Annotated in this window: 8 protein-coding genes; 4 read left to right on the top strand and 4 right to left on the bottom strand. The window is 42.1% G+C overall.

Features of this window, described 5'->3' with window-relative positions:
* Nucleotides 1-136: 136 nt before the first annotated feature.
* Nucleotides 137-1,420: a murein biosynthesis integral membrane protein MurJ gene (murJ, locus tag B5D59_RS05815; protein ID WP_078817224.1), complete on the bottom strand. Its 1,284-nt coding sequence runs from the start codon at nucleotides 1,418-1,420 to the stop codon at nucleotides 137-139.
* Complete coding sequence (locus B5D59_RS05810; protein WP_009765899.1) at nucleotides 1,417-2,535, bottom strand: glycosyltransferase; 1,119 nt, start codon at nucleotides 2,533-2,535, stop codon at nucleotides 1,417-1,419. The genes murJ and B5D59_RS05810 overlap by 4 nt, the downstream gene beginning before the upstream one ends.
* A gap of 296 nt (nucleotides 2,536-2,831) precedes the next feature.
* On the opposite strand from B5D59_RS05810, the gene B5D59_RS05805 reads away from it, so the two are divergent.
* The 3 genes from B5D59_RS05805 to B5D59_RS05795 all read left to right on the top strand — a co-directional run bounded on the left by B5D59_RS05805 (nucleotide 2,832) and on the right by B5D59_RS05795 (nucleotide 8,595).
* On the top strand, nucleotides 2,832-3,728 hold the full coding sequence (locus B5D59_RS05805) for a C40 family peptidase (RefSeq protein ID WP_009765900.1): 897 nt from the start codon (nucleotides 2,832-2,834) through the stop codon (nucleotides 3,726-3,728).
* Nucleotides 3,729-3,891: 163 nt separating this feature from the next.
* On the top strand, nucleotides 3,892-5,550 hold the full coding sequence (locus B5D59_RS05800; protein WP_009765901.1) for an N-acetylmuramoyl-L-alanine amidase: 1,659 nt from the start codon (nucleotides 3,892-3,894) through the stop codon (nucleotides 5,548-5,550).
* Between the two features lie 867 nt (nucleotides 5,551-6,417).
* Complete coding sequence (locus B5D59_RS05795; RefSeq protein ID WP_078817223.1) at nucleotides 6,418-8,595, top strand: 5'-nucleotidase C-terminal domain-containing protein; 2,178 nt, start codon at nucleotides 6,418-6,420, stop codon at nucleotides 8,593-8,595.
* 46 nt (nucleotides 8,596-8,641) lie between these two features.
* On the opposite strand, the gene B5D59_RS05790 is transcribed toward B5D59_RS05795, so the two are convergent.
* Together B5D59_RS05790 and aceA are read right to left on the bottom strand one after the other, a co-directional pair.
* Complete coding sequence (locus tag B5D59_RS05790) at nucleotides 8,642-9,811, bottom strand: pyridoxal-phosphate-dependent aminotransferase family protein (RefSeq protein ID WP_078817222.1); 1,170 nt, start codon at nucleotides 9,809-9,811, stop codon at nucleotides 8,642-8,644.
* A 228-nt stretch (nucleotides 9,812-10,039) separates the two neighbouring features.
* Nucleotides 10,040-11,320, bottom strand: coding sequence for an isocitrate lyase (gene aceA, locus B5D59_RS05785; protein ID WP_040758374.1), 1,281 nt, complete (start codon nucleotides 11,318-11,320; stop codon nucleotides 10,040-10,042).
* A gap of 210 nt (nucleotides 11,321-11,530) precedes the next feature.
* On the opposite strand from aceA, the gene B5D59_RS05780 reads away from it, so the two are divergent.
* Nucleotides 11,531-12,196, top strand: a complete 666-nt coding sequence (locus B5D59_RS05780) for a LytTR family DNA-binding domain-containing protein (protein WP_078817221.1) — start codon at nucleotides 11,531-11,533, stop codon at nucleotides 12,194-12,196.
* Nucleotides 12,197-12,207 lie beyond the last annotated feature (11 nt).

The following is a 12,207-nucleotide window of genomic DNA, read 5'->3' as shown; positions in this document are numbered from 1 at the left end:
GAGGCTCACCGCGAACCCCGCGGAAAGCGTCCGCCTGGAACGTAGATCAACGGTGCCATCACCCACTTGCGTTTTCTGCTGTCCACAAGCTAAGAGCTTCCTATCCTTTTTGGGACAGGAAGCTCTTTTATTCGTCTTATAATTTCCACTTAAATCGTGCATAGCCTGCGAGTAGCAAAAAGTTCACTGCTGCACTGATCACGGTTCCATAAGCAATGGCTTGGGCTCCGATTTGATCAACAAATGCATAAATGATTCCGATATTAATTCCAAACACACTGATCAAGCTAAATAGGATTGGCGTGATGGAATTCCCTTTTGCATAATAAAAACGCGTTACATACGTATTCGCTGCCAAGAAAAACATGGACAAAGAGAATACTTTAAATACTGGAACAGTCAGCATAATGGATTCTTCTCCAAAATTTCCATATCCGAAAACCAGTCGGATCAATGGTTCCGCGAGAAAGTAGCAAAAAATCGTTGCAGGCACTAAAAGAGCCACCATATATAGCATACCCTTTTTATAGAGCATTTTGACCGTCTTCGTATCCCCTTCGCCTTCTTTTTTCGCAAGCATCGGATAAATGACCGTCGTTACCGCTGTCATCAATATCGCCTGTGGAAAGCCTGTCAGTTTCGATGCGTAGTTAATGGATGAAATTGCACCTGTCCCCAATCCATCCGCAGCAATTCGGTGGATAATATAATAAAATTGCAAAGAGGCCCCGCCGAATAAAATAGGCAGTGCCAGCCACCAAAGTTTTTTTATATCCGTTGTCATCCCAAAAGAAGGCTTCAATGAAGACAAGTCCGCGCGCTTGATTCCCCAGTACAAAAATATACCCATTAACAGCGCACTAACCATCGCACCTACTCCGTACGACTCAGGTCCAAGCCACTTAGTCAATAGAACACCTACAGCGACAAATGATGCATTGTATAAAAGAATGGCTAAACTGGATAACTGAAATCGATCATTGATGTTCAATAAGCCGCTCATCCATGTCGACATGACCAAGACAATAGAAGAAGGCATCATCCAAAGAAATAGATTTCTCGTTAATGTAAAATCTTCTTCACTTAAATCTTTAAAGAAAAAATGTAAAATCGGGTTGGTCAATAAAACAAGAAGCAGCGTAATGAGAGTTGCGGACACGACAACTGTCGTAAAAGCCTTACGTACGAACAGCTCTTTGTCCATCTTAGACGAATGATAAACAGAGATAAAAGCTGTCGTCAGCGCACCGCCCAGCACTAAATAGATAAAGTTTGGAATTGTATAGGCTGTAGCAATCGCATCTGCAACCGTAGATGTACCATATTGGATACCGATCACTACTTCTCGTCCAAACCCAAACAGCCTCGCTACAATATTTATGATCGCGACAGCTCCGATGATCTTGAATAATTTACTCATTTAAAAGATCCCTTTCCATTCTGCTCGTAGATATCGTTCAGTCTCTTGACGATTACCTCATAAGAATGTTGCTGGACGACTTTTTGTATGACTTCCTGTTGAGCCCTTGTTATGTCATCCACAAGCGCTTTCTCCAAGCCATTTGCCAAGGAATCCGCATCGTGCGGTTCTACTAAGATCCCTGCATTATCTTGCAATAGATAAGGCAAACCGCCGACATTTGTCGCAACGACTTTCGCTCCTGATGCAAGCGCCTCTAATGCCACCAAACCAAAACCTTCGTGATAAGACGGCAACACTAACACATCTGCCGCTGCCATCCATTTCGCAAGTTCCGTTTGACTAACAGGTTCCCTGAACTCAATGTCCAAAGAGCCTGGATGGAGGCCTTCTTCATTTTCAATTTTTTCTTTTACCGTATCGACAAAACGTTGATCTTTTTGCGATCCTATTATATAGAGAAGAAGATCGTCATGATTTTTCTTCAATTGATAATGGGCATCCAGCAGTTCTATGACACCTTTCGCTTCAATTACGTTTCCTACGTAAATCATTACTCGCTCATTCAACGGTACATTTAATAGAAGGCGAACTTCTTCTTGCCCCATCGGTTTAAAGATATTTGTGTCGACTCCCATGCTCATCACTTCGACTTTTTGCGGAGATATTTCATAATCTTGAAGCACATCATTTCGAAGCTTTTCACCTACAACAATCACTTTGGCTGCTTCCTCCAAGATTTTTTTCGTATACTTGGCAATTCGATCGCTCTTTTTCGCCATTTTATCCAAATCTCCACCATGAACTGTCACTATGTATGGAATATTGAATAACTTCTTTCCTATAAATGAAAGAATACCTGTAGGAAATGCATAATGAGCATGTGTAATCCCAATCTTTTTTTTATGTCTAATTAAATAAGTAAGGGATTGGGTACCCCATGAAATGTATTTCGCTATTTTTTCAATTGGTCCTTTTCCTGGTTCATTGATTGCAATAACTTTGACATCCAACCCGCTGTTTTTCAGTAATTCCACTTGATTTTTCACAAAAATCCCGTATGTAGGATGTTCAGTAGAAGGATACATATTGCTAAATATTACTACTTTAGTCACTAATTACTCATCCTTTTTAGCTTTCCGGTTTAACGGACGCTAGCTCTTTTATTCGTTGAATGATTATACCATAATACTGATAGTTATAAAGTCACGTTAATTATAAACTGATTATTCATTATTTTCCACCGAAACTTCAAATAATTTTAGGTCTTTCTATTAACATTTCAACTAATCTATCACCTGTAATCCTCTTGTAATGAAAATGTAACAAAAAACGTGTTTATACGTGCTAATATATTCCTAGATTACAAAGCACAACAGTTGATTGTGCGAAAGGGGAATTTGAGAACAGCATGAAACGTCTATTGTCTCTGGCTCTGGCAAGTTTATTATTCTTTTCACTTGTACCAGAATTTGCTTCCGCAAACTCACCAACGTCGCTAATTAGCTCTGCGCGAAATTATTTAGGAACACCTTACTCTTATGGCGGAACGACTCCATCGGGCTTTGACTGCTCAGGGTATACGAAATATGTTTTCAACAAAGAAGGCCATTCATTGCCACGGACAACAGGACAGCAATTTGCAGCAGGCACTGCCGTTGCAAAGAGTAATTTAGAAGTTGGAGATCTGGTTTTCTTCAATACTTCAGGACGCGGTGTTTCTCACGTAGGAGTATACACAGGATCCAATAACTTCATTCATGCTTCCACAAGTAAAGGTGTAATGGTATCTTCACTCAACGATCCTTACTATTGGGGCAGCCGTTATATCGGTGCGCGCCGTGTAGCAAGCTTCGATGAAGAGAAAAAGGTCGCTGCTGCAGCACCTGTTAAAGAAGTTGTATACGCAAGCCGTGCAGAAGTAGCAAAGGTTCTTGCAGATACTCTTAATCTCGATCAAACAACTGTAAATATTACATTTAAAGATGTCAATGAATCTAATCCTTACTATGCTGCAATCTCAGCTGTTGCCGAAGCGAATATCTTTTCCGGCGACCAAGGCAATTTCAAACCAGAAAATGAATTAACTCGTGCACAACTAGCAAAAGTATTAGTACAAGCTTTCGATTTAAAAGGTTCAGCTCAAGCGAATTTCACGGACGTTCCTGCAGGCCACTGGGCAACTGAATATATCAATATTCTCTACCACCACAATATTACAACTGGTTACGGAGACGGTACATTCGGTTTAGATGATAAAGTAACTTCCGAACAATTGAAAAAATTTATTGACCGTGTAAAAAATTAAGTCAGCCACCGAATGTTCTAAAAGGACATTCGGTTTTGTATAATTATGACGAAATTTCTCGCGCTAAGTTACTATTTCTCGAACACTGTCAAAAACATCTAGTAATCGTTTTTCAACGCTGTTACACTTATCTTAGTAAACTATCATATTTTAGGAGGATTCCATGAATCAGTTCAAATGGGCAACAGCCGGACTGTTGCTGCTCACCATCTTAGTTCTCTCACCTCTTCAGTCATTAGCAAGTTTCAAGTTTTCCGATGTACCAGTCGAACGTGAATATTATAAGGAAGTCCATTACATAGCCGAAAAAGGAATTGTCAATAAATCAGTTAAGTTTAATCCAAAAGACAATCTAAAGCGTGCACACGTTGCAAAAATGCTTGTCATTGCAAAAGGTTTTGAAAACACGCCGCTCAAAGAAATGACGATTGACGGCTTGGAACCAAATAGCGAACAATACAAATATGCCAATATCGCGATACAAAAAGGATTTTTCAATATTTCCGATGGCAGCCGTTTTAATCCAAACGAAGAAATTAAACGAGACGAAATGGCTTATGCACTATCCGTCGCTTTTAATCTATCAGAAAAAGTGACAAGTCAAAAACCATTAGTTTTAACAGATGTAGTCAATCATAAATATGCAGAGCGCATTAACGGTTTATATTATGCAGGGATCACACAAGGCGACAACAAAAAATTCTTGCCGAATAACAAATTAACTCGTTCTCAATTTGCATTATTTATTGCCCGCGCACTTGATAAGCAATTTGCGCTAAAAGTTAAAGCTCCCGACCAACAATCCAGTGTCGATTATGTAAAGGTCGATACAGGAAATGATAATGATCCATTAAACGTACGTTCAGCTCCTTCCGCTACTTCTACAATCATCGATGCATTGCCTAATGGTACAGTAGTCGAAGTAGTTGGCTCTACAGGCGTTTGGTTGAAGGTAAATGTTGCAGGCGTTTATGGCTATATCCATGAAAACTATACATCTAGTAATCTGGAAGAAAGCAAACCAAGCCAGCCAACACCTCCAAAACCAACTCCCTCCCCTTCTGCAAAGTTGATGGGGAAAGTAACAGTGAATAGTTTGAATGTCCGTTCTGCAGGTAATTCTAGTGCACCTACGATTGATAAGTTGAAAACAGGTCAAAAAGTAGAAATCGTTTCAGTCACTGGTTATTGGGCAAAAATTAAATACGGCAGCAAAACAGGCTACGTACACAAGTCGTATTTGAAATTACTGAACCAAACCGGTAATCCATTACGTGATCGCATCATCGTAGTTGATGCAGGCCACGGCGGACATGATCCAGGCACAGGTAAAAGTGGACAAACAGAAAAATCGATCACTTTGAAAGTTTCAAAGAAGTTGGAAGCTAAGCTGAAAAATGCTGGTGCTAAAGTGTTGATGACACGTTCAACAGACAAGTATTATGCATTGGAAGAGCGTACGAATTTCGCTAAGAAGAATTTTGCAGAAGCATTCGTTTCAATTCATGTGAATTCAGCAACCGCTTCTGCTAAAGGCACAGAGACGTATTATGACTCTTCAGCTAACCCAAATGCTACGGAAAGCCGCGACTTGGCAACATTCATTCAGCGTAATATTGTGCAGAAGGCGAATATGGTCGACCGCGGTGTGAAGAATAACCGTTTCTATGTAATCCGTAATAATAATGTAGCTGCGGTGCTTGTGGAGTTAGGTTTCTTGACGAATGCAGATGATTACAAGAAGCTGACAAGCGACAAGTATGCTGATATTTACGCAGACGCAATCTACCAAGGTCTTCACCAGTACTACAGCAAGCAATAATCTTCAGCGTTTCAAACCTCCCAGACGATTGTCTGGGAGGTTTTTTGTGTTCAAGTATTAAGGGCCAGGGCCGTTACTCGACTTATTTTGGGTCTAAATAGAAAGAGGCTTGTGCTCTGTCACCGCTGCGCCGCTGGGGGATTGCCTCCCGCCATGAGCCAACTAGCAAAGAACGCTAGCTGTCTCATGGCTACGGCCGACCCCGCAGTTGCGGCTTCGCTGGCATGTTTAAAATAATGGGTGTGGTGTTTAGAAATAAGTAAGCCTAAGTTGTCCAGCTAATTAGTCAAAAGCCAAGGTGCAGAAAAACATGCCAAGTGCTTCCCCCTCACTAAACGAAGGCGCCTTACAAGCGGTAGGCGGAGTGATGAGACAGACAGGTGCCCTTCCTGACTGGCTCATCATGGGAGCCATCCGCTAGCGCCGAAGTGTGTCCAATGACGTTGCTTTGCACTTGAACAAATGCTCCTGTTATGCCCGGAAATTGTTTAGCAGAAAAAACACAATACCTGCTTGTACCTGCTAAACGAAGGCGCCTTACAAGCGGTAGGCGGAGCAATGAGACAGACAGGCGCTCTTCCTGACTGGCTCATTGCGGGAGCCAGCCGCAAGCGCCGAAGTGAGTTCAATGACGGTATTACTTTTATTATCTCGATGCCCAAGCTAGTATCTGTTTAGTAGTCAAATCTAGCTTTTGCGACGAAAGATTCCCTTGCACATCGAGTCCCAAACGTAGGCGCCCTACAAGCGCTAAAATAGCGAAAAGACAACCTTTAATTCACATTGCTCTCTATGGATCTAAATGGTAAACTATCAATAGCATTTCAATTTTTAATAATTTCAAAAAACGAGAGGTGGTAATGTGTAATGGCGAAAAACTTTATTAAATGGAGTACAGCTTCCGCACTTCTTCTATCCGCAGCATCCATCACACCTACGATTGCTTCAGCAGAACAAACACCTGAAAACAACTTTTCATTGACCGTCCTACACTCGAACGACACCCACGCCCACGTGGCAAACGCACCAGAACGTGCAGCCCTTGTAAAAAAACTGAAAGAACAAAATCCTGCCAATCTATTGTTGGACGCGGGTGACATCTTTTCAGGAACATTGTACTTCAATGAATTCGAAGGCGAAGTCGACATGAAAATCATGAACTATTTAGGATATGATGCCATGACGTTCGGGAACCATGAATTCGACCTCGGACGTTCTGAAAATGGACATGCCTCCCTTGCCAAAATGGTGAAAGCAGCAAACTTCCCGGTTGTCTCCGCAAACATTGATTTTTCTAAGGATGCCCTCTTTGACGGACTGCAGACAAAAGCGATCACCGATGATCCAAAAGACGGCAAAATCTATAACGGTATTATTAAAGAAGTGAATGGAGAGAAGGTCGGTATTTTTGGTTTGACGACTGAAGAAACCGTCTCAATTTCCAGCCCAGACAAGGTCACATTCACAAACTATATTACAGAAGCAAAGGAAGCAGTCTCTGCTTTTGAGGAAGCTGGCATTAATAAGATCATCGCGATTACTCATATCGGTTTCGATGACAATAAAGCAATTGACAATGATCAGGAATTAGCGAAAGCTGTCCCTGAAATCGATATTATTGTAGGAGGGCATACCCACTCTAATCTTCCTGAACCTCATGTTGTAAATGCCGATACGGATCCGGTCGTCATTGTACAAGCTAATGAATACAATAAATTTCTCGGACAGCTTGATGTGGAATTCGACCGAGATGGTGTCATCACAAACTTCAATGGCCAGCTACATGAGATCGGTGGTGAAGGTGCAGAAATAGATGAAGGTGCAGCTGAGATCCTGGCACCTTATACAAAACAAGTGGAACAGCGTATGGCAAGCCCTGTCGGTGCCACCACCAAAGTATTTTTAAACGGCTTACGGGATTTAGGCGGTGTTCGTGCTGGAGAAACGAATCTCGGAAACTTAATTACAGATGGTATGTTGCAGAAGGCAAAAGAAATTGACTCCGATGTTTCCATTGCATTCCAAAACGGCGGTGGAATTCGAGCATCCATCGATAAAGGTGAAGTGACATACGGCGAAGTATTAACTGTACTGCCATTCGGAAATCCTTTAGCGATCGTTCAGTTAAGCGGCGCCGAATTGAAATCGACCTTTGAACATTCCGTAAAAGAATATCCTAAAGAGTCGGGCGGTTTCCTTCACGTGGCCGGTATGAAGTTCCTTTTCGACCCTTCTAAACCAGTAGGAAGCCGAATTGTTTCATTGGAAGTGGATGGCAAAGAAGTGGTCGACAGCCACATGTATAAAGCAGCTACGAACGTTTTCACAGCACGTGGCGGAGATGGTTTCGAGGCGTTGGGCAAAGCGTATGAAGCTGGCCGCGTCAGCGAACCCGGCTTCTCGGATTGGGAGAACTTTGCCGATCACTTAAAATCTCTGAAAACAGTAGATAAAGGAATTGAAGGCCGTATTATGGCTAAAGTTCCATTTACTGATGTGAAGTCTGGAAATTGGGCTTACCCGTATATTTCAGATCTATATTACCGTGATTTGTTGAATACTGAAAACAGTGCATTCAAACCTGGCAATCAACTGACTAGAGCACAAGCTACTTCATTTATCGTCAGAGCGCTAAAGTTGCCCACCGATTCTACAGCAACTGTTCCTTTCAAAGATTTGAAGGACTATGCCGCCGATACGCAAAATGAAATTGCAGCAGCATATGCGCATAAAATTGTTAAAGGCTATGGCGATCAATTTAAACCGGGCGAACCTGTGTCACGCGCTCAATTCGCACAAATGCTTAAGCGTGCATATGAAAACTATACAGGTCAATTGTATATACCGTCTGTTTCCAATCCATTCAGCGATTTGGGTGACTATGGAAAAGAAGCAAAAGAAGCAATGGCTATGATGGCTGAGCTAGATATCGCAGACGGCGATAATGGTTACTACAAGCCGACTGCCTCTACAACTCGTCAACAAACAGCTAAACTGATTTCAAACTTTGTCTACAATACAAAACAAGTGAAAAAAGCTGAATAACAAAAAAGCCGATAAGAGAGATTACTGCTCTTATCGGCTTTTCATATTAAGCGGCCAGCTGTTTGATTTCATTAGAGAATACTTCCACTGCCTTGGCAATGTCCACTTGGTGACCCATTTCGTTTAATGTCTCACCGACTTGCATAACGGCTTTTTCGAGCATATCCGCTGTCGTATTGCCCATATGTCCGATACGAAAAGCTTTACCGGCCAAGTGAGCTAACGAACCTGACAAGATCGTGCCTTTATCTGCCATAGCTGCACGGAACTGTGCATCGTTCACACCTTCAGGGTACTGAATACAGCTCAACGTCGGTGCAGCTACATCTTCCGATGCTAATGCCTTCATACCGTACACAGCTAGACTTTGTCGAACCGCACGACCATAAGCTTGGTGGCGTTTGATACGCGCATCGATCCCTTCTTCCAAAACAATGCGCAAACCTTCTTCTAAAGCATAGATCAAATTCACGGCAGGCGTCGCGAAGTATTTTGAAGGATCATGCATGATCGGAATCCAATTATAAATATCACAGTAATACGCTTGAACTCTTTCCATCGCTGCGCGTGCATCCAAAGCCGCTTGGTTAAATGCGACAAGCGCAAGACCTGGAGGGACACCTATCGCTTTTTGTGAACCTGTTAATACAATATCCAATGTATTCCCCGGTCCTCCGTACTCTTTGCTCATATCTTCATCCATTGCAGTAGAAGCACAGACACCATCTACGATAACCAATGCGCCATGTTTCTTGATGACTGGCACGATGGCTTCCAGATTAGCCGCCACACCTGTAGAAGTGTCTGCATGGGTTACAGTGACTGCTTTATAGTTTCCTTCTGACAGCTTACGATCAATATCTTCAGGTAACACTTGTTGCCCCCACTCAGACTGCAAGACATCTACTTCGATCCCGAAAGCTTGGCCTAATTTAATAAAACGGTCACCAAAATAGCCTTGGCTGATGACAAGCAGCTTTTCTCCTTCTGCTATTGTGTTGACGATGGCCATTTCCATTGCGACTGTGCCAGAACCAGCCACTACGAACACTTCCCCATCGGTATTAAATATCTTTCTCGTTTGATCAATTGTATGCTTGTAGATTTTTACAAATCTTGGGTCTGTATGAGATCGTGTCTCGCCTGCAAGCGCTTCATAAATTGAATCTACCACCGGTGTCGGTCCGGGGATTAGCAACATTTCTTCATTTCTCATCCTATTACTCCTCCTTTATTGTATATGCATAACTTCTATAATAGACAAAATATCAGAATCTTTCAAATGAAACAAAGAAAGGGAACTGGACTCGCATCCAATTCCCTCCCCCTTTCACGTTATCTACTGGAAGATACCGTGACCCCGTTATTCTATTAATACCCCTTTTATTTAAGCGAACGGAACTTTCTCCCCAAAGTCACATTCGGTAAAACTATAAAACTTCTATTAGAACTGTGCTGTTTCAGTTGAACCTGACATTGCAGTCGTTGAAGATTGGCCTTCAGAGATTACTTGTGCGACTTCATCAAAGTAACCTGTCCCTACTTCACGTTGGTGACGTGTAGCAGTGTAACCTTTTACTTCGTTATCAAACTCAGCTTGCTGAAGCTCTGAATAAGCACCCATTCCGCGAGTCTTGTAACCGTGAGCCAATTCGAACATGCTGTGGTTCAACGTGTGGAAACCTGCAAGTGTAACGAACTGGAACTTGTATCCCATTTTACCAAGTTCAACTTGATATTTTTCAATTGTTGCATCATCCAAGTTCGCCTTCCAGTTAAATGAAGGTGAACAGTTGTATGCAAGCATTTTTTCCGGGAATTTCGCATGGATAGCATCCGCGAATTCTTGAGCTTCTTCAAGTGATGGGTGAGAAGTCTCACACCATACTAGATCAGCATATTCTGCATACGCAAGACCGCGTGCGATTGCTTGTTTGATACCTGGCTTAGATTTGTAGAATCCTTCAGGTGTACGCTCTCCTGTTAGGAATTCTGCATCTACTGGATCGATATCGCTAGTTACCATATCAGCAGCATCCGCATCTGTACGAGCGATGATTACTGTATCAACGCCTAGAACGTCAGCAGCAAGACGGGCAGCAGATAGGTTGCGAACCGCGTTTTGAGTTGGCAGAAGAACTTTACCGCCTAAGTGTCCACATTTCTTTTCAGAAGCCAACTGGTCTTCCAAGTGAACGCCGGCAGCTCCAGCTTCGATCATGCCTTTCATTAATTCGAAAACGTTCAATGGACCGCCGAAACCAGCTTCCATGTCTGCTACGATTGGTGCAAACCAATCAAATCCGTCTTCACGGCCTTCAGCATGGTCGATTTGGTCAGCACGTTGAAGTGCTTGGTTGATGCGTTTAACAACTGCCGGCACAGAGTTTGCTGGATATAAACTTTGGTCAGGATACATTTGTCCTGCAAGGTTTGCATCAGCAGCAACTTGCCATCCGCTTAGGTAGATTGCTTGTAGACCAGCTTTTACTTGTTGTACCGCTTGGTTACCTGTAAGTGCACCAAGTGCATTGATGAAATCTTCTTCATGAAGAGATTTCCAAAGGCGAGCAGCACCCTTTTCAGCTAGTGTATTTTGAATTAGAAGTGAACCTCGTAGTTTCACTACATCTTCGGCAGTGTAGTTACGTTTGATTCCTTTCCAACGGCTATCCTCGGCCCAGCTTCTTTCCAATTGCGCAATTTGTTCTTGTCTAGTTGACATATTCTTCACACCTTCCCAATTTTTCAACGGCTAACTGTTACAAACTGTTTCATAACAGTTATATTCGTTATTGATTACTATATAACAGTCCATCTGAATTGTCAGTTCATTTCGACAAAAAGGCTTTTTTAGTGGATGAAAGAATGGTAGAATGGATGAAAAGGAAAGTTATTGAAATGAATTCATAAACAAAGGGGTTTATGTGAATCTATGGAAAATGTTGATATCCCAAAAAAAATATTGAATCAATATGCAACCATCTTAGAGGACTGGGTTCCAAAGGACGCTTCTATCGCCATTGCGGTATCGGACCGCTACATTTACTATGATCCTGGCATGCATGACATCCATTTAAAAGAAGGTCAACATATCCAAACAGGCAGTATTGCGGAGGCTACGATCAAAGGACGCCGTAAAGTGGAGGTCGTCATGGATAATACACTTTATGGAATGTCCTACTTTGGAATAGGCTATCCGATTGATGTCAAGGGCGAACCGGGAGCCTTGATCATTATATTGCCACCGAACTTTCATGTGCTTAAAAAAGATCAACTACAATTTCTGACGGGGAAACGGGATGATGAATGGTTTCCCATCCCTATCAATGAAGTAACTTATATTGAAAGTTTACATAAGAAGACTTGGTTCTATACGTCTGGTGAACAATATAATATTAGTTTCACATTAAAAGATTTACATCTTCGTCTCCCCAAGGTTTTCCTGCGTATCCATCGTTCGTATATTATCAACATGAGTTGTATCGAAAAAATCTCCAGGGATTTTTCTTCAAACTTAGTCATCACGCTCATTGATGGCACAGAACTCCCCGTAAGCCAAACTTACCTTAATGAAGTAAGATCATTGCTTGGATTTTAAAAAAAACGTAT

It is taken from the genome of Sporosarcina newyorkensis (genome assembly GCF_900167515.1).
GTDB classification, from domain to species: Bacteria; Bacillota; Bacilli; order Bacillales_A; family Planococcaceae; genus Sporosarcina; species Sporosarcina newyorkensis.
The sequence above is the reverse complement of the archived record's forward strand: the minus strand, read 5'-3'. Positions and strand labels throughout refer to the sequence as shown.

Coding starts and splice junctions, on each gene's coding strand:
- murJ (WP_078817224.1), bottom strand. CDS start 1,420: ATGAGTAAATTATTCAAGATCATCGGAGCTGTCGCGATCATAAATATT.
- B5D59_RS05805 (WP_009765900.1), top strand. CDS start 2,832: ATGAAACGTCTATTGTCTCTGGCTCTGGCAAGTTTATTATTCTTTTCA.
- B5D59_RS05800 (WP_009765901.1), top strand. CDS start 3,892: ATGAATCAGTTCAAATGGGCAACAGCCGGACTGTTGCTGCTCACCATC.
- B5D59_RS05795 (WP_078817223.1), top strand. CDS start 6,418: ATGGCGAAAAACTTTATTAAATGGAGTACAGCTTCCGCACTTCTTCTA.
- B5D59_RS05790 (WP_078817222.1), bottom strand. CDS start 9,811: ATGAGAAATGAAGAAATGTTGCTAATCCCCGGACCGACACCGGTGGTA.
- aceA (WP_040758374.1), bottom strand. CDS start 11,320: ATGTCAACTAGACAAGAACAAATTGCGCAATTGGAAAGAAGCTGGGCC.
- B5D59_RS05780 (WP_078817221.1), top strand. CDS start 11,531: ATGGAAAATGTTGATATCCCAAAAAAAATATTGAATCAATATGCAACC.